Origin of the sequence: Gordonia mangrovi, assembly GCF_024734075.1 — a bacterium.
Taxonomy (GTDB): domain Bacteria; phylum Actinomycetota; class Actinomycetes; order Mycobacteriales; family Mycobacteriaceae; genus Gordonia; species Gordonia mangrovi.
In genome coordinates this window covers 4006756-4024439 of sequence record NZ_CP102850.1, presented here as the reverse complement: position 1 = coordinate 4024439, position 17684 = coordinate 4006756, and the positions used below count along the sequence as shown (strand labels likewise).

Genomic DNA, 17684 nt, shown 5'->3' with positions numbered 1-17684 from the left:
ATGCTCGGACCCGCGGGCGAGACCATATGAACGCGTGTGAGCGATCCGGCCGGAATATCTCGGGAGGCCGCCCGGTTGAGCCGGGTATCGCTCAGATTTGAGCTAATCGAGAGGAGCCCGCCATGCCCGCTGTCACCGCCGATACGCTCCGCCTGCCCCGGGTGCGCACGGCAAGCCCCGACGAGATCGAGCGCCCGGTGAAGTCCATCACCACCGGTCCCCGCGGCTACGAGGGCGAAGGATTTCCCGTCGTCCGAGCGTTCGCCGGTGTCTCGCCGGCCGACCTCGACCCCTTCGTCCACATGGATCAGATGGGCGAGGTCGACTACGAACCGGGCGAGCCCCGAGGAACATCGTGGCACCCGCATCGCGGTTTCGAGACGGTCACCTACATGATCGACGGACGCTTCCAGCATCAGGATTCGACCGGCGGCGGTGGACTCATCGAGAACGGCGCGACCCAGTGGATGACCGCGGGTTCGGGCATCCTGCACATCGAGACACCGCCGGCGGAACTGGTCGACTCCGGCGGACTGTTCCACGGCATCCAGTTGTGGGTGAACCTGCCGGCGGCCGACAAGTTCTTGGCACCGAAGTACCAGAATCTGGAAGGCGACCAGGTGGGCCTGCTCGCTTCGGCGGACGGCGGTGCGTTGATCAGGGTCGTCGCCGGTGACATCGACGGGCAGGGCGGGCCCGGTGCGACCCATACCCCGATCACGTTCGCGCACGCCACCATCTCGCCGGGTGCCCGACTCTCCATCCCGTGGCGCCCCGATTTCAACGCGCTGGTGTACGTGCTGTCCGGTCGCGGCACGGTCGGCGCCGCGGCACGTCCGGTGCGGCAAGGCCAACTCGCCGTGTTCGGCGCAGGTGACCGGATCACCGCGACGGCCGACGCCGGGCAGGATTCGAACCGTCCCGCGCTGGAAGTGCTGGTGCTCGGGGGACGCCCGATCCGCGAGCCCGTCGTGCAGTACGGCCCGTTCGTCATGAACACCCGTCAACAGTTGGTGGAGGCCATCGAGGACTTCCAGGCGGGCCGGCTCGGTGTCATCCCACCCGACGCGCTGATGCCACACACCGGCCGGTGAGCACCGATCCCAGACCGACCGCCTGGCGGATCTTCATCGAGACCAGCGCCCGGCTGCAGACCGTCCTCGACGACGACCTGAAGAACAATGCGGGCTTGTCGCTGGCCGACTATCAGCTCCTGATGTTGCTGTACGACGCGCCGCAACGCCGGCTGCGCATGCGGGAGCTCTCGGATCGTCTGGTGTTCTCCACCTCGCGGCTGTCGTATCAGATCGACACGCTCGTCCGGCGCGGCTGGTTGTGCCGCGAACGCGCCGACGAGGACCGGCGTGGCAGCTACGCGGTACTCACCGACGACGGCGCTGCGGCCTTCCGTTGCGCCGCAACAGATCACGCACGGTGCGTACAGGACCTGTTCTTCGACGCACTCTCCGTCGACGACGGTGCGGTGCTGCTCGAGATGATGACGCGTCTGTCGGACCATCTGTCCGAGAGGGGCTTCCGCTGACACCACCCGGTCAATGACGAGCCCCTCTCGGTGTCTACATGGGAAGGGACGCAAGGACGTCATACGATGCCGGCCGAGGTTCGATTGGCGAGGGTAGGATCGGGGAGGCCGGGCCATAGAGGTTGTCCGCATCTGCTCTGGGAGCGGTCGGTGTAGACCGCGAGCACCACGCGCCCGCCCGGGTGGGCAGCGGCCTCGGCGATCACTTGCAAATTCGTAGAGGATCTTCGGACAGCACCACTCAGAGCATCAGAAGACGCCATCTGTGATGGCTTGCGTCACTTCTGCCTGGTTTTGCGAGTCGCATCCCACTTGTGCCACGCACCACCGGATCGGCTGCTCTGAACCGTAGGGTTTGCCCTATGACGATGAGTCGGGGGATCATCGCGGTGCTGGTGGGCGCTGTTTCAGCGTTCTCGGTCTCCGCCTGCACGCCGGGCAGCACTGAGCCGGCTTCGGTGTCGAGCAGTACCGCGGCACTGCCATCAGGAATTCAACACACTGCCAACGGCGACGAAATCGTGTGGTGTGCAGTGTCTCCGGTCTACCAGCACATGTACTGGGCGGTGGTCGTCGGTGATCCGACCGGTGGACCATGTGTTGCCGGGGACGTGATCACCCAGGAAGAATTCGAGGCCATTCACGCGACCTGGGTGTGCCAGGTCGCGCTGCCCGATGGCGGGACCGCAGACTACTACGCCGATTCTCCCGCTCGTGCCCGCAATCTCGCACAAGGGGCATGCCTGGCGAGTTGATCTCCGCCATCGCGGTCGATCCGCAATCCCTGTAGAGGGCAACCGGTCCCGGTCCAGGGGTGCAACCGGCGCGATGTGCTTCGGGTGGGCCGCCGCGATCGCCCTGTCCGCACCCGCAGCGACGGGGGCGTGCGGGACTCCGGATGACCGCAATGACCTCATGGAAGAGGACTACGCGACGCAGACCGATATCCGCACCACCGCGGTTGAGTTGTTCGAAGCGATGTCGCGCAACGACTGAGACCGCTACAACGCCCTGCAATGCCGTCAGCAGCGTTCAGACACCCATCGACCCAGAACTGGCCAAGAAGATGTCACGCCTGCAAGTCATCGGGGTCGTCGTCAAGAGCCGCACAGAGGGCTCCGCGCAGGTAAGTGTGGTTCCACTACGCTGACGAGCCCACCGGCGCCACTCACACCGAAGAGATCATCGTCATTCGGCAAGGCGGCGAATGGCTGGCATGTTGACACCGGGCCGAAACACTCGGGGGAGCCCCAGTTGCGGCACCTGCGAAGCAGCGGCTCACCCTGGCGGGCTGTCGTGAGCACCCGTCTAGTTGACTGGAAGGTCTGTTGGACAAATGATGTGGTGGGTGTGGCTCTTGATCGCTTTCCTCGCTGCTGTGGTGTTGGCGGTCGGCGGAGTAGTTGGACGTCGAACTCAAAGCCTCGCAGCTGGATTGGTGGTGTTGGTGGTGGCTGGAATTGTCTGCTACGTCACCTTTGTGATCGTCCTTCTCATCGTCGGCTATTGAGAAGTGCCGGCGCCTGAGTCGGATGAATTGCCGCTGATGAGTCGCCCTTTTCCCGGCTGGACGAGCCACGCCGCGGTCATCGGTTATGACGCCGTTGCGGGTGCGCAAGGAGTCGCCCACGGTGTGCTTCGGGCATCCGCGGGCCACCAGCTTCAATGGGTTACTCGCCTCGGTGACCTGGCGCAGCGGAATCCGCACCTCAGCCGAGGCGCGATGCGACGTCGGCCGCGACGACCTCCAGGTGGTCGAGATCGCTCAGGTCGAGCGTCTGGAGATAGATCCGGTCCACGCCGGCCTCCCGATAACGTTCGATCTTCTCGACGACTTCGTCCGGGGTTCCGGCCGCACCGTTCTCGCGAAGTTCGCCGACCTCGCGCCCGATGGCTTCGGCGCGGCAGGCCACTTCGGCTTCGGTTCGGCCGCAGCAGAGTACGAGTGCGGTGGAGAAGGTCATCGTCTCGGGCCGGCGGCCGGCCTTGGCGCACGCCGCCCGCACCCGCCCGATCTGCGCGGACGCGACATCGATTGGAGCGAAGGCCACATTGAACTCGTCGGCGAAGCGTGCGGCGAGCGCTGGGGTGCGCTTCTTGCCGGCGCCGCCGATGATGATCGGTGGCCGTGGCTGCTGCGCCGTTTTGGGCAGCGCGGGCGAATCGGACAGCTGAAAGTGTTTACCGAGATGGTCGAAGTGGCGCCCTACCGGTGTCCCCCACAGCCCGGTGATGATCTCGAGCGATTCCTCGAGCCGGTCGAAGCGTTCGCCCAGCGGCGGGAACGGGATGCCGTAGGCGGCATGTTCGGCCTCGAACCAGCCGGCGCCCAGCCCCAGTTCAACTCGTCCGCCGGACATCTGATCCGCCTGTGCGACGGAGACCGCCAACGGCCCGGGCAGGCGGAAGGTCGCCGAGGTGACCAGTGTTCCGAGCCGGATGCGCGACGTCTCGCGCGCCAGCCCGGCCAGGGTCAGCCAGGCATCGGTGGGGCCCGGCAGTCCGTCGACATTCATCGCGACATAGTGGTCGGAGCGGAAGAATCCGTCGAAACCCAACTCCTCGGTCGCCCGCGCCACGCGGAGGAGATCGACGTAGGTTGCGCCCTGCTGAGGTTCGGTGAAGATGCGTAGATCCACGGGAGCCAACCTACGCCCCGAAGGACTCACGGCGTCAGCGACGGTTCGGCGGCGGTGGACAGGGTCAGGACCGCCTCGACGATCGGGTCGTGCGCCTCGATCTCGCGTTCCACCCGCCGCAGCCGTTCGGCGAGTTCGTGCTCGGCGAGGTCGCCGACCATGTCGACGGCGGCGACCAGGTAGTACTGCAGCGGTCCGACGTATTCGATGTGCAGGTAGGTGACCCGCTCGATGTCGGGATGCGCCAGCATCTTCCGCAGGATCGCCGAGCGGGTGCGCGGCATCGCGGTCTGGCCCAACAGAAATTCGCTGTTGCGCTTGATCAGGAATAGCGCGATCACGCCCAGGAGGATGCCGACGAGAATCGACCCGATCGCATCCCACACCGCCGATCCGGTGATCTGGTGCAGCGCCATGCCGAGCGCCGCGATGGCCAACCCGGTCAACGCCGCGGCGTCCTCGAAGAACACCGCCCGCAGGGTCGTGTTCGATGTCCTGTTGAGGAAGCGGAGCGGATGGATGGCGAATCGCTCACCCGCCGCCCGTGCCTGTCGGATCGACTGCGCGAACGAGACACTCTCCAGCACAGCAGATATCGCCAGCACCACGTAGCCGATGAGGTAGTCCGTGTCGGGCTCCGGCTCGGTCAGCGATGTGATGCCGTGCATGACCGAGACCGCCGCACCGACAGCGAACAGGCCGAACCCGGCGAACATCGACCAGATGTAGGTCTCGCGTCCGTAACCGAAGGGATGGCGTTCGTCGCGGCCCCGCGAACCGCGGCGTTCGGCGATGAGCAGGAACACCTCGTTGCCGGCGTCGGCCCACGAGTGCGCGGACTCCGCCAGCATCGACGCCGACCCGGTGATGGCCGCCGCGACCGTCTTCGCCACCGCGATGAGGACATTCATCACGAAGGCGATGAGCACGGTCAGCATCGATTCGCTCGAGCCACCCGGCGAGTGGTCGACAGCCGGTTCGGACTCCGGTCCCGACTGCTCCGACGGTGGCGTGGGCGGCTCGGTCATGCGCCGATCGTCTCACGCAGATGGTGGCATCTCAGGATGTGACCCGCGTTGTCGCGCTTCGACGCGGCGTCCCGACGAGACCGCGCCACCTGGTGGTCTATGCCGGGTGGCCCCGCGTCCGCCGGTGACTTCCAGACCTTCCGGGGCTGCGTGTCGCAACCGCTCGGGGTGCGCCGAACTGTCGACTCAGCCCATCAGTCCCCGGATGTAGGCGGCCTGCCCGATGTGCTGCGCGTCGTCGTCGAGGACGCTGACCAGGCGCACGCCGAGGGTCACCGGCGGATCCCAGTTCTCGTCGATCACCCGGTCGAGGTCATCGTCGGACAGCGTGCCCAGATAGTCGACGGTCGCGGCATGCGACGCGTCGTGGTACTCCGCCAGCAACGCGGGCTCGACGACGACCTCGGCCACCTCGTCCGGGGACTGACCGTAGCCGGATGCGGAACGGTCGAACGGCAGCGCGAATCGGTCGTAGAAACCGCGTGCCGTCCACACCTCGTCGGTTCCCGCCACATCGGCCACCTGCGCATCCTGAACCCGGGAGATGTGCCAGATCAGCCAGGCGATCGTGTTCGCCTCCGGCGCGATCCGGGCGACGAGTTGCTCGGCCGTGATGCCGTCGAGGACTGCGTGAACGTTCTCCGAGACGCGGCCGAAACCATCGATCAAGATGTCTGTAGAGCGCATACTTCCACTTCTACTCCTCGATTCACGCCCGCATGGCCGTCTGCGAGGGCCGCGGGCTACGACCCACCGCTAAGGTATCGGCGTGAGTCATCCAGGTCGCGGGCACGGTCATTCGCACAACCTGTCGGAGATCCCCGCCGTATTGTCACCATTCGCGCGGTGGTTCGTGATCGTGACGCTGAGCGTGATCGGTGTCGGGGTGGTGATCGGCGCCGCCGTGCTGTGGCCCTCGGACAGCGAACACACCATTCCCATGCAGTTCCGCTCGGCCGACGGCGGATCGATCCAGACCGTCGATGCCCACGTCGTGGATCTGCAGCGGGCCGACTGCCTCAACCCGCTGACCGGCACCGTGCAGGACAGTGCCGTATTCCAGATCGAGGGTGCGGCGCCCGAGGGCCCCTGTGTCGCGGCGACCGCCCAGATCGACAGCGGCGACGACACGGGGCGACACACGCTGCTGGAGATCCCCACCAATCGCGCCCAGGCGGGCTCCGGGCCCGGATCGGTCGCCCCGAGCGCCGAACAACTCGATCAGCCCCAGGCCGGACAGCCGTCGCTGACCGTGGGTGACAAGATTCGCCTCGCCGTTGTCCCCGGACCGGACGGCAACACCCGGTACACCTTCTTCGACTTCCAGCGCACGGTTCCAACCATCATCTGGGCGCTGTTGTTCGTCGCCGCCGTGGTGCTCGTCGCGGCCTGGCGCGGACTTCGGTCGATCATCGGGCTCGTTTTCGCCTTCCTGGTCCTCGGCGTCTTCACCCTGCCGGCCATCCTGGACGGCAAGTCGCCGGTGGCCGTCGCGGTGGTGTCGTCGGCGGCGATCCTGTTCGTGGTGCTCTACCTGGCGCACGGGGTCAGTCTGCGGACCAGTTCGGCGCTGCTGGGCACGCTGATGTCGCTGGTGATGGCAGGAGTCCTGAGCTGGCTGGCCATCGAGACGATGCACCTGACCGGCCTGTCCGGGGATCAGACCGTCAATCTGCAGGTCTACCAGAGCAGCATCTCGATCAGCGGCCTGCTGCTCGCCGGCTTCATCATCGGCACCCTCGGTGTGCTCAACGACGTCACGATCACCCAGGCGTCGGCAGCGTTCGAGCTCGCGGCCGCCGGTGAACCCACCCGACTCGCGACATTCCGCGCCGCCATGCGCGTGGGCCGCGACCACATCGCCAGCACGGTCTACACATTGGTGTTCGCCTACGCGGGCAGTGCCCTGCCCCTGCTGCTGTTGTTCTCGGTGGCCCAGCAGCCTTTCGGGTCGCTGGTCACCACCGATGCGCTTGCGGTGGAACTGGCCCGATCGTTCGTCGGCGGCATCGCCATCGCGCTGTCGGTCCCACTCACCACGGTCATCGCGGCAGCACTCGCCCGACCGGCCGGCGCCGCACCCATCGGCACGGAATCATCGGCCTCCCCGCCACCGGCGGCGTCACCACCGTCGGGCGGCCGACACTCACGTCCGGACGCCTGACCGTTCGCGACTGCGCGGCCGCGGCGTTCGGTCCGGCCGGTCAGCACCGCCCGGTCGGAAGCTGTGCGAGGTTGCGCTCCAACCAGTCCCCGACTCGATTGAGCATCCGGGTGCCGGTGGTGAACGAGCCGTTGCGCGGTATCGCGGCCATCGAGACCGCGACGTCGCCTCGGCGCGTGGTGATCACCGCGAGCTGGCGCACCAGGTAGCCCGCCGAACGCGATGTCGCCGGCCCCCAGCCACCCTTCACCGCGGTCACCGCACCCTGCTTGCGTCCCATCGTCGCGACACCCCACTGCTGATTGGCCGCCACATTGCTCATCAGCCGGATCACATCCGCGCTGCCCGGCATACACGGCAGATGCGCCCCGAAACGCGCCTGATCTGCCAGTGCCCACGGCGTGTATCCGGGATAGGACGGCGGGTCGTCGGCCTCCGAACTGACCTGCGTACGGATGTCATGCCCTTCGCGCAGCACGGCGGTCACGGCGTCCACCGAACTCCGACCACCACCCAGCGCACCCCAGAGTTCGCCAGCGGCGTCGTTGTCGGAGAACGTGATCGCCTTGTCCTCCTCCGCGGCCACCGCGGCACCGAAACGGCGTTGCGCAGCGAGCGAGACCGGCACCTTCAGCGTCGACCACGCGCGACCGGTGGTGAGGTCCCCCATGGTGATCACCCGGTCTGATCCGACGGCCACCATGGCCAGGCCGACCTTGCCCGGCATCGACTTGCGCATCCCCTTCTGCATCTTCGCAAAGCTCGTGATCAGTTTCTTCTCCGTGGGCACCGGCGGCTCCAGGAACGTGGCGATCTGCGGAGGCAGCGGCGGGAGTTGTGGCGGCCACCACGACGGTGAGGCCGCGGCAGACGCCGATCCGATCATCAGCGAACCGGCGATCGTCACGGCCGTCACCGCGACGATCCACTTAACACGAGTCACTTGCGTCTCCCTGGTCACATCAGTAACAGGGAGACTAGCTGCATCTATCACACGACGCCCAGCCACGATGCGAAGTTGTAGCAATCAGGGAGCAGCGGGTGCAGAGGGAACGGCAGCCTACTCTGGCGAGACCCGCCACTGTCCCATGCCGAGGAACACCATCACGAGCTGACGCTCCGTTCGGGCGACGATCTCCCGCTCTGCCTCTTGACCCCGATACTCATTGTCGAGCAGGTCGGCAACCGCCGTCAGCATGATGGTGACGATGAGTTCGGCAGCCAGTTCGAGATCCTCGGGCGACCACTGAGCGAGATCCGGGAGCCGCGACAGATCGATGGCGAGCTCTCTCGAGAACAGCCGCAGTTCGGTGTCGATGGCACGGCGGATCTCGGCGATGCCGCCATGCTGCTCACGTACCAGGAAGCGGAACTGCGCCTCGTTATCGTGCACGTGGCGTAGCAGTATCGCCAGGGAGTTCTGCGCTGTCGGCAGCGCCTGACGCGCCGCGAGGTCGCGGCGACCTTCGCGCAGCGTGCGCCGCAACACCCGCATGGAATCCTCCACCAGGGTGACGCCCAGATCCTCCATGGAGGCGAAGTGCCGATAGAAGGCGGTCGGCACGATGCCCGCACCGCGCGCCACCTCACGAAGGCTGATACTGCCGAAACTGCGCTCGGCGACGAGTTCCATCGTGGCGTCCAGCAACGCCTGCCGGGTGCGACTCTTGCGCTCGGCCCGGCTCTCCGACGTCCGCCCCTCCGACTCACCGGCGCCGCGCGACGGCCGTTGCCGCGCGGTGTGTCGAGACCTGGTCACGGTGTGAGTCTAGGTCTCCCTGGCGGCCAGGATGGCGGCGCCGCCCCACGCCACGCACCGCCGGTGACAGTCGTCACACAGAAAGTGCTTGACGATACGGCGTGTGACCATGCCACACTGATTCGTGTACATCTGTTCACTCAAGTGAGCACACCGAACGGAGCCAGCCCATGAGCATCCGCCTCCCCTCGGTCCTGGGGTCCATCGTCGAGAGCGCCCTCTCTCCGCATCCCGTCGACCGCTATCTCGAACTGATCGATCCGATGATGACCTGGCGCGACCTGCGCGCCAAGGTCGTCGCGGTGGACCGTCCGACCAGCCGAACGGTCCGCCTGCAACTGCGCCCGACACGTCAGTGGACCGGACATCTGGCCGGACAATACGTCCAGTTCAGCACGGTGATCGACGGCGTTCGACACACCCGGTGCTTCTCCCCCGCCAACGCCGCCGGCGAGCGCGGCGACCTCGAGTTGACCGTGACCGCCCACGACGACGGGTTCGTCTCCCGGCACCTGCAAGAGAACGCCCACGTCGGCATGGTCGTTGGCCTGTCACCGGCGTCCGGAGAATTCGTCCTGCCCGCGGACAGACCTCGGTCCATGGTCTTCATCAGCGGCGGCAGCGGCGTTACACCTGTACTCTCGATGCTGCGAACGCTCGTAGCCGAGGGCTACGGTGGAGCCATCACGTTCCTGCACTACGCCCGGACTCCCGCCGATGTGGCGTATTCCGCGGAACTCGCCGCACTGACCGCGACCCATCCGAGTATCGACCTGCGTCTGCACTACACACGCGGAGCTGCGGCCGAGCATTTCACGGGAGAACATCTCGCCGGCATCGTCGACTTCGCGGATGCCGAACTGTTCGTCTGCGGACCGGGCGCGCTGATGGACGCCGTCGAGCGGCATCACGACGAGGCCGGCCTGACCCAGCCGCTACACCGGGAGGCCTTCACCCTCGCCGCACCGATCGCCGTCGACCCCGACGCACCCGTCGACGGCGAACTGACATTTCTTCGCTCCGGCAGATCGGCGACCAACGACGGCCGCACCATTCTCGATCAGGCGGAATCCGCCGGACTGCGTCCGGATTCCGGCTGCCGGATGGGGATCTGCTTCTCCTGTACCGCAATCAAGAAATCCGGATGCACCCGCAACGTGCTGACCGGAGACACCGACAGCGAAGCCGACACGCAGATCCAACTCTGTATCAACGCACCCGTCGGCGACGTGGAAATCGAGGTTTGACATGACCACCATCGACCAGCCCACCACCGGCGCCGAGCTCGTGCCGATCGCCCCGGCCGACGCCACCGACGGCCGCGACCCGAAACACATCGTGCTCAGCTACGAGCAGGTGGAAGCGCTCGGCCGCGAGCTCGACGAGCTCAAGGCCCGCGTCGTCGCCGACCTCGGCGAGAAGGACCGCGAGTACCTGTACTCCATCATCCGAGCCCAGCGCGGTTTCGAGATCACCGGCCGCGCACTGATGTACCTCGGCTTCTTCCCGCCCGCCTGGATCGCCGCGGTCGGCGCGCTGTCGGTGTCGAAGATCCTGGACAACATGGAGATCGGCCACAACGTGATGCACGGCCAGTACGACTGGATGCGGGAGGACACCTACAACTCACGCGAATTCGAGTGGGACACCGTGTGCCCGGCCGATCAGTGGCGCCACAGCCACAACTACATGCACCACACCTTCACCAACATCGTCGGCGAGGACCGCGACATCGGTTACGGCATCCTCCGCATGGACCGGGACCAGAAGTGGAACCCCTACTACCTCGGCAACCTGGGCTACGCGACCGCGCTCATGGTGTTGTTCGAGTGGGGCGTGATGCTCCACGACCTCGAGGTCGAGAACATCCTCGCCGGCAAACGCAAATGGTATGACGTCAAGGGGCTCGTGACAGGCATGTGGCGGAAGGCCGGCCGCCAGGTCCTCAAGGACTATGTGGTGTTCCCCGCACTTACCGGGCCGCTGTTCGTCAGCACCCTGCTGGGCAACGCGTCGGCCAACCTCGTCCGCAACCTGTGGACCTTCTCGATCATCTTCTGTGGCCACTTCCCCAGCGGCGCCCAGACATTCACCCCCGAAGAATGCACCGACGAGACCCGCGGCCAGTGGTATCTGCGCCAGATGCTGGGTTCGGCGAACATCACCGGCAGCCCGCTGTTCCACATCATGAGCGGGAACCTGTCGCATCAGATCGAGCATCACCTGTTCCCCGACCTCCCGGCCGCCCGGTACCCGGAGATCGCCGGCGAGGTGCAACAGATCTGCGAACGTTACGGGCTGCCGTACAACACGGGGTCGCTGCGCCACCAATTGGCCTCGACATGGAGAAAGATTGCCAAACTCTCGCTACCGAACTTCATGACCCGCGATGACAATGACCTGGTGGTGACCGTCGAACGCGCTCCGTCGGCAGTTGCGTGAGACACCGGCGGCCGGTGCGGGTGGCAGAATACGAGGCATGGTCGACAGCATCGAACGCAACAAGGATCTCGTCCAGGAACTCGTGGAATCGACGGCCACGCACGTCGGCCGGATCGCCACCATCATCACCGGCGCTGTCGCCGACGTCGCGCGCGAGATCGGCGACCTCGTCACCGATGGCTTCGAGATGCGCGACGCCGCGCGGCGGGCACGCGACGACGACGAACCCACCGTTCTCGAGGCGGTCGAGCTCGAACAGGCCCAACTCGAGGCCACCGACCCCGACGTCGGCGACCCGGAAGGCGTTGCCCCCAGCACGGCCGAAACCGCAGTCGACGCCGAGTCGGGTGAGGTCGCCGACGACGATCTACCCGGTGACCCGGTCGATCTCGGCGAGATCAACGAAGCCGAACTCGGTAGCGCCGAGGCCGTTCCGGAAGAGCCGGTCGACCTCGGCGAGATCCCCGGCGAGGCCCCCTGAGGACTGCCCACTCGGGTCGGTCGGTTCCCGCCAGTATCGTTGTGCCCTGTGGCGGACATGTGGCAGGTACTGGCGTCGACATTCGGCTACGAGTCGTTTCGCGGGGATCAGGAACAGATCGTCGAGCATGTGGTCGCCGGCGGTGACGCGGTTGTCCTGATGCCCACCGGGGGCGGCAAAAGCCTGTGCTATCAGGTGCCCGCGCTCGTGCGGGACGGCTGCGGGGTCGTCGTCTCTCCGCTGATCGCGTTGATGTCCGATCAGGTGGCTGCCCTGCGCGAGCTCGGGGTGCGCGCCGCGTATCTGAACTCCACACAGAACCCCGACCAGCGCGCTGAGGTGGAAGCGGCTTTTCGCGACGGCGAGCTCGACCTGCTCTACGTCGCGCCGGAACGACTCAACACCGCCGGCTGCCGCGCACTGCTGCAGCGCGGCGAGATCTCCCTGTTCGCGATCGACGAGGCGCACTGCGTGTCGCAGTGGGGACACGACTTCCGGCCGGACTATCTCGCGCTCGGCGAACTCGCCGAACTGTGGCCGGATGTCCCGCGCATCGCATTGACCGCGACCGCCACCCGCCGCACCCACGCGGAGATCACCGAACGTCTCCACCTCGGCGGGGCTCGCCACTTCGTCGCGGACTTCGACCGGCCCAACATCACCTACCGCATCGTCACCAAGTCCGAGCCGCGCAAACAGCTGCTCGACTTCATCCGCACCGACGGTGTCGTCGACGGGCAACCCGCCACCGGTATCGTCTATGCGCTCAGCCGCGCGTCGGTGGAGAAGACTGCGGACTTCCTGGTGGCCAACGGGGTGGACGCGATGCCGTATCACGCCGGCCTCGACCGCACCGTCCGGCACGACACCCTCGAGCGTTTCCTGCGCGCCGACGGCGTGGTGGTGGTGGCCACCATCGCCTTCGGCATGGGTATCGACAAGCCCGACGTGCGATTCGTCGCCCACATCGACCTGCCCAAGAGCGTCGAGGGCTACTACCAGGAGACCGGTCGGGCCGGCCGAGACGGCCTGCCGTCGGTGGCGTGGATGACCTACGGACTGGCCGATGTGATGCAGCAGCGGCGGCTGATCGACCAGTCCGACGGCGACGCGAACCATCGGCGGGTGCAGCAGCAGCATCTCGACGCCATGCTCGCACTGTGCGAGACCGTGGACTGTCGGCGCGCTCAGCTGCTGCGGTATTTCGGGCAGGACGCGCAGCCGTGCGGAAACTGCGACACCTGCCTGAGCCCGCCGAACACCTGGGATGGCACCGTACCGGCGCAGAAGCTGCTCTCGACAATGGTGCGACTGCACCGCGATCTCGGTGATCCGCCCTATGGTGCGGGCCACCTCATCGACATCCTGCGGGGCGCCGACACCGCCCGCATCCGCGATCGCGGACACAGCCGGCTGACCACCTACGGCATCGGCACCGATCTCGACGCCGCCGGGTGGCGCAGCGTGATCCGGCAGCTGGTGGCATCCGGGATCATCGCGCCCCAGGGCGACTATGGGGTGCTCACCCTGACCGACAAGAGCGGGCCGGTCCTGCGTGGCGAGACCACCGTGATGTTGCGCACCGATCCGGCGCGGTCGGCCACCCGCAGCACCCGGAGTTCGCGCTCGGCACCCGACCTGGCCGACGCCGACCGCGGGCTCTTCGAGCACCTGCGCGTCTGGCGCAAGTCCGAGGCATCGCGACGTGGTGTGCCACCGTATGTGGTGTTCAACGACGCCACTCTGCGTGAACTCGCCACCATGCGACCCGCCACGGAATCGCAGTTGCGGTCGGTATCCGGTATCGGCGACGCGAAACTCGAACAGTACGGTGAGGACGTGCTCGCCGCCATTTCCGGGTTCGATTCGGAATCCGAACCGGCGTGAGCGGAATCATTGCCCGGGGTCGCGACGTTGTCTACCTTCGGCACAGCTGTTGTTCAGGAGGTATTGCGTGTCCCCAACGTTGCCATCGGCGCTGACGTTCCCCAATCCGGTCAATGACTACGCGGCTCGCTCGACCGCCGGTCTGGTGATCGCGCTCGCGGTCGTCGCGATCGTCGTCGACCACCCGGTGCTGTATGCGCTGCTGGCACTCGGATTCCTCCTCCGCGTGATGGCCGGTCCCCGGTTCTCGCCGTTCGGGCAACTGTCGGTGCGGGTCATCGCCCCGAAGATCTGGCGCAAGACCAAGCTCGTCCCCGGCCCGCCCAAGCGGTTCGCCCAGACCATCGGACTCGTCTTCAGCGGCAGCGCACTGGTGCTGTCGTTGCTCGGCCTCGGTCTCGCGGCACAGATCGTCACCGCCGGCCTCGTCGTCGCGGCCACGCTGGAGTTCGCCTTCGGGCTGTGCCTCGGCTGCGTCGCCTTCGGCTTCCTGCAGCGCCGCGGCATCATTCCGGAAGAGGTGTGCGAAGCCTGCAACAACCTCTCACTCCGGATGCCCGCGGTGGCGGCCGACTGAGCCGGCTGCTCAGCGCTCCACCGGCCGGAGCAGCGCTTCGGCGGCGTCGACGATCGCCGGATGGTCGAGGTCGAGGTTGTCGACGGCCACCACCTCCGGCCGCATCCACGACGCCAGCACACTCCACTGCGGCCGGTGAAACGACCACCACGACACCGCGTCCCACGCCCGCTCACCGCGCGCATCGGTCTCGGCGTGGATGTGCTCGCCCCACCGCTGGGTGACGGTGAGATTCCGGACGACGACCTGCGACGGTCGCAGGCCGAGACGCACCAGCTGGGTGGGATCGTCGAGGTCCAGGATGCGCAGGTCGTCGGGCAGCCGGAACGTGCCGAGCGCACGACGGGCTCCCGGCACCTGCGGGAACTCGAACATGTCGTCCACCCAGGCCCGGAGATTGCCGAAGGTCTCGCCGCAGGCTGCCTCCGCGTGGCGGGACAGGTACCAGACGTGCCGGTCGGGGTGGTCGATGCGGCCGCCGATCTGCGGCCGGTGCTCATACAGCGGGTGACCGGGCCGTCCGGGTGCCGCCGAGTCGAGGTAGGGAAAGACCCGGTAGACCAGCAATCAGGCCGCCCCTCCCCATGCCTCGGCGTCGAGCGCGGTGAGCACCGCCGCTGCGCCGGACAAGCGCAGGGCATCGATCGGGCGAGCACCACCGAGGTGCACATTCTGACTGATCAGCCACGTCTGCGCTGCTCGTTCGCCCCAGATCAGCCGGGCACGGGCGAAGATGTGCTCGAGGTCGATCAGCAGTGGTCCCGCGATCGGGCCCGGGTACTCCTCACCGGAGATCCATCGGGTCGGCTGTGATCGGCTGACACCGATGAGCTCGGCGAGACGAGCCTTGCCGAAACTATCGGCGAGGTAGCTGACCCGCGCAGGCGCCAGCGGATCGGCGGGATCGGTACCGCGGGGACGTCGCGAGCCGGGCATGTCGCGCACACGTGCAGAGGTCATGCCACCATCCTACCCAACAAAAATGTTGGGCGAATCATGTCAGCAGTCCCATCGCGATCCCGTCGAGGATGTCGTGTTCACTCACCACCAGCTCGTCGACGTCGGACCGGTCGGCAATCACCCTCGCCAATTCCATGGTCACCAGTGCGCCACCGCCGATCACGTCGACCCGTCCCGGGTGCATCGGACCCAGCGCGGCGCGCTGCGCCCGCGGCATGTGTACCAGCCGCTCACACACGTCGGCGAGATCGGCGAAGGAGATCCGGGACAGGTGAATCGCCTCGGGGTCGTACTCGGCCAGCCCGGCACCCACCGCGGCCAGGGTCGTCATGGTGCCGGCGACACCGACCCAGGTGTGCACGCCGTCGACGGCCACCGCGTCGAAGGCCGGGGCCAGGCGCCCGCGCGCGAGGTCACGCGCGGCCGCGATCTCCGATTCGGTGGGTGGATCCGACGGCAGGCAGCGCTCGGTGAGCCGAACGCACCCGATGTCGGCGGAATGCGCGGCATGCACACCTGCCGCATCGCCGACGACGACCTCGGTGGACCCCCCGCCGAGATCGGTCACCACGAACGGGCCACGGGCAGAGTCCAGTTCGCCCACCGCACCGGCAAACGACAGGCGGGCCTCCTCGTCACCGGTGATCACCTCCGCGCGGGCACCCGCGACCACCGAACCGAGCAACTCCGCGGTCATCCCGAAGAATTCGTCCCGATTGGCCGCGTCCCGGGTCGCCGACGTGGCCACCATGCGGACGCGTTCGGTGGTCAGCGACGCCATCGTCGCCGCGTAGTCGGCCAGCGCGACGCGCGTCCGCTCGATGGCCTCGGCGGCAAAACGGCCGGTGGCGTCGACACCCTGCCCGAGCCGGACGACACGCATCTCCCGATGCAGATCCACCAGACGACCGGTGTCGTCGGTTCGCGCCACCAGCAGGCGAATCGAGTTGGTGCCGCAGTCCACGGCCCCGACGACTGTCATCGCCCCTCCTCGTCGCCGCCGTCCGGCTCCGCGGTGGCGCGTGGCCAGTCCGCCGGGATGGCGGTGCCACGCAGTTCGCCTTCGGCGGCCAGCGCGACGGCCTCGTCGCCGAGCGGGTTGACCCCCGGGCCCTTCGCCAACGAGTGAGCCATCAACACGTGCAGACATTTGACCCGGTCGGGCATTCCGCCGCCGGAGAAGTCGGTCCCCAGCGAATCGAGCTCGTCACGTTCGGTCAGATACGACTCGTGCGCCCGGCGGTAGGCCGCGGCCAATGCGGAGTCGGTGACCAGACGCGCCGTCATCGCCTTCATCACCCCCGCGGACTCCTGTCGACTCGCCTCGGCGGTCAGCCGTGGGTCAGTGAGGTAGTACAGCGTCGGGAAGGGGGTGCCGTCGGGCAGGCGGGGCGATGTCTTGATCACCGCCGGCTGGCCGTCGGGCGTGTAGTAGCTCACCTCGATCACGCCACGCGGTTCACGACCGAGCTGAACCGCGATGGTGGCGAGATCGGCCTCCGACACACTCACTTGATGGTCGGCGGGGTCGCCACCGACTCCCACAGGTTGCCGTACCACGGACTCCGCGCACGTTCCTCGGCCTGCTTCTGGGCCGCGATCCGCGCGTCGTCGCCGGGGAACATCATCACCAGCGCCTTCTCCCCCGGCCGGACGAACTGCAGGCGCTCTCGCGCCTCCGCCTCGATATAGGCCGGATCACTCTGTTCGTTGACCTTCTGCTGATAGTCGCTGACCTCGGACCGGAGCTGGTCGTTGCTCGCACGCAGCTGCTCGAACTCCGCCCGCTGCGAGAAGTACGTACGCACCGGCATCGCCAGCGTCAACGCGACGACACTCACCACGAGCGCGAGCACGATGGCACGCTTTGCGTCGAGCCCCTCCCACCGGGCCAGCAACGCGGCCCGATCGACGCGGCGTCGGGCCGGTCGTGACCGGCCCGACGCACGCGGCGATCGTGGTGGTGGCGATTCATCGGCGTCCTCGACCGGCGCCGAATCGAATTCCTCCTGCGGCTCTTGCTCCCCATGCAGCTCTTGTTCACCCGTCTCGGTGACCGCGAGCGGCTGCGCACGAGCCGACCCTGACCGCGCTGAGGCAGCGCTGGGACGGGCGGGACCGCGTGTGGTCGTGGCACGCCGGCCCCGGCGCCCGGACGCCTGGGGTCGCCGCTCACCACGCCCTCGGCGTCCGCCTGATGTCAT

Annotated in this window: 21 protein-coding genes; 11 read left to right on the top strand and 10 right to left on the bottom strand. The window is 67.2% G+C overall.

Annotated features, from left to right (window positions below; all coding sequences use genetic code 11):
- Nucleotides 1–122 precede the first annotated feature (122 nt).
- The 5 genes from NWF22_RS18305 (at nucleotide 123) to NWF22_RS18285 (ending at nucleotide 3053) form a co-directional block, all read left to right on the top strand.
- The gene (locus NWF22_RS18305) at nucleotides 123–1094 is read left to right on the top strand and encodes a pirin family protein (RefSeq protein ID WP_160903109.1); all 972 of its coding nucleotides are present in this window, start codon (nucleotides 123–125) and stop codon (nucleotides 1092–1094) included.
- Entirely contained in the window at nucleotides 1091–1543 is a 453-nt protein-coding gene (locus NWF22_RS18300) for a MarR family winged helix-turn-helix transcriptional regulator (protein WP_160903108.1), read from the top strand. The genes NWF22_RS18305 and NWF22_RS18300 overlap by 4 nt, the downstream gene beginning before the upstream one ends.
- A gap of 362 nt (nucleotides 1544–1905) precedes the next feature.
- The gene (locus tag NWF22_RS18295; RefSeq protein WP_160903107.1) at nucleotides 1906–2298 is read left to right on the top strand and encodes a hypothetical protein; all 393 of its coding nucleotides are present in this window, start codon (nucleotides 1906–1908) and stop codon (nucleotides 2296–2298) included.
- 73 nt (nucleotides 2299–2371) lie between these two features.
- Nucleotides 2372–2539, top strand: a complete 168-nt coding sequence (locus tag NWF22_RS18290) for a hypothetical protein (protein WP_160903106.1) — start codon at nucleotides 2372–2374, stop codon at nucleotides 2537–2539.
- A 352-nt stretch (nucleotides 2540–2891) separates the two neighbouring features.
- A complete protein-coding gene (locus NWF22_RS18285; protein ID WP_160903105.1) occupies nucleotides 2892–3053 on the top strand; it encodes a hypothetical protein in 162 nt (53 codons plus the stop codon).
- Between the two features lie 199 nt (nucleotides 3054–3252).
- Here NWF22_RS18285 and NWF22_RS18280 read toward each other — a convergent pair whose 3' ends face one another.
- The 3 genes from NWF22_RS18280 to NWF22_RS18270 form a co-directional block, all read right to left on the bottom strand.
- The gene (locus NWF22_RS18280; RefSeq protein WP_160903104.1) at nucleotides 3253–4182 is read right to left on the bottom strand and encodes an LLM class F420-dependent oxidoreductase; all 930 of its coding nucleotides are present in this window, start codon (nucleotides 4180–4182) and stop codon (nucleotides 3253–3255) included.
- 26 nt (nucleotides 4183–4208) lie between these two features.
- Nucleotides 4209–5120: a cation diffusion facilitator family transporter gene (locus NWF22_RS18275; RefSeq protein WP_160903383.1), complete on the bottom strand. Its 912-nt coding sequence runs from the start codon at nucleotides 5118–5120 to the stop codon at nucleotides 4209–4211.
- Nucleotides 5121–5396: 276 nt separating this feature from the next.
- Nucleotides 5397–5897, bottom strand: a complete 501-nt coding sequence (locus tag NWF22_RS18270) for a mycothiol transferase (protein WP_160903103.1) — start codon at nucleotides 5895–5897, stop codon at nucleotides 5397–5399.
- Nucleotides 5898–5979: 82 nt separating this feature from the next.
- On the opposite strand from NWF22_RS18270, the gene NWF22_RS18265 reads away from it, so the two are divergent.
- The gene (locus tag NWF22_RS18265) at nucleotides 5980–7374 is read left to right on the top strand and encodes a YibE/F family protein (protein ID WP_258321200.1); all 1395 of its coding nucleotides are present in this window, start codon (nucleotides 5980–5982) and stop codon (nucleotides 7372–7374) included.
- Nucleotides 7375–7414: 40 nt separating this feature from the next.
- Here NWF22_RS18265 and NWF22_RS18260 read toward each other — a convergent pair whose 3' ends face one another.
- The gene (locus NWF22_RS18260) at nucleotides 7415–8260 is read right to left on the bottom strand and encodes a serine hydrolase (protein ID WP_160903381.1); all 846 of its coding nucleotides are present in this window, start codon (nucleotides 8258–8260) and stop codon (nucleotides 7415–7417) included.
- A 174-nt stretch (nucleotides 8261–8434) separates the two neighbouring features.
- Nucleotides 8435–9133, bottom strand: a complete 699-nt coding sequence (locus tag NWF22_RS18255) for a TetR family transcriptional regulator (protein WP_373691937.1) — start codon at nucleotides 9131–9133, stop codon at nucleotides 8435–8437.
- A 170-nt stretch (nucleotides 9134–9303) separates the two neighbouring features.
- Between NWF22_RS18255 and NWF22_RS18250 the strand changes: the two genes are divergently transcribed.
- The 5 genes from NWF22_RS18250 (at nucleotide 9304) to NWF22_RS18230 (ending at nucleotide 14520) form a co-directional block, all read left to right on the top strand.
- On the top strand, nucleotides 9304–10380 hold the full coding sequence (locus NWF22_RS18250) for a ferredoxin reductase (protein WP_160903102.1): 1077 nt from the start codon (nucleotides 9304–9306) through the stop codon (nucleotides 10378–10380).
- A gap of 1 nt (nucleotide 10381) precedes the next feature.
- A complete protein-coding gene (locus tag NWF22_RS18245) occupies nucleotides 10382–11575 on the top strand; it encodes a fatty acid desaturase family protein (protein WP_233751277.1) in 1194 nt (397 codons plus the stop codon).
- 37 nt (nucleotides 11576–11612) lie between these two features.
- Nucleotides 11613–12056 carry a hypothetical protein gene (locus NWF22_RS18240; protein ID WP_202398882.1) on the top strand — a complete coding sequence of 148 codons (444 nt, stop codon included), beginning with the start codon at nucleotides 11613–11615 and terminating at the stop codon, nucleotides 12054–12056.
- Between the two features lie 48 nt (nucleotides 12057–12104).
- Nucleotides 12105–13943: a DNA helicase RecQ gene (gene recQ, locus NWF22_RS18235; protein ID WP_373691935.1), complete on the top strand. Its 1839-nt coding sequence runs from the start codon at nucleotides 12105–12107 to the stop codon at nucleotides 13941–13943.
- Between the two features lie 67 nt (nucleotides 13944–14010).
- Entirely contained in the window at nucleotides 14011–14520 is a 510-nt protein-coding gene (locus NWF22_RS18230; protein ID WP_160903101.1) for a DUF4395 domain-containing protein, read from the top strand.
- 9 nt (nucleotides 14521–14529) lie between these two features.
- Here the strand turns inward: NWF22_RS18230 and NWF22_RS18225 are convergent, their stop codons facing one another.
- From NWF22_RS18225 to NWF22_RS18205, 5 genes are read right to left on the bottom strand one after another with little or no spacing between them, the layout of a single operon-like run.
- Nucleotides 14530–15087 carry an RES domain-containing protein gene (locus tag NWF22_RS18225; protein WP_160903100.1) on the bottom strand — a complete coding sequence of 186 codons (558 nt, stop codon included), beginning with the start codon at nucleotides 15085–15087 and terminating at the stop codon, nucleotides 14530–14532.
- Nucleotides 15088–15480 (bottom strand): MbcA/ParS/Xre antitoxin family protein, encoded by a 393-nt coding sequence (locus tag NWF22_RS18220; protein ID WP_233751276.1) that lies wholly within the window; start codon nucleotides 15478–15480, stop codon nucleotides 15088–15090.
- A 34-nt stretch (nucleotides 15481–15514) separates the two neighbouring features.
- Nucleotides 15515–16462 (bottom strand): Ppx/GppA phosphatase family protein, encoded by a 948-nt coding sequence (locus NWF22_RS18215; protein ID WP_160903099.1) that lies wholly within the window; start codon nucleotides 16460–16462, stop codon nucleotides 15515–15517.
- Entirely contained in the window at nucleotides 16459–16992 is a 534-nt protein-coding gene (locus NWF22_RS18210; protein ID WP_160903098.1) for a DUF501 domain-containing protein, read from the bottom strand. Before NWF22_RS18210 ends, NWF22_RS18215 begins: the two co-directional genes overlap by 4 nt.
- The gene (locus NWF22_RS18205) at nucleotides 16989–17684 is read right to left on the bottom strand and encodes an FtsB family cell division protein (protein ID WP_160903097.1); all 696 of its coding nucleotides are present in this window, start codon (nucleotides 17682–17684) and stop codon (nucleotides 16989–16991) included. The genes NWF22_RS18210 and NWF22_RS18205 overlap by 4 nt, the downstream gene beginning before the upstream one ends.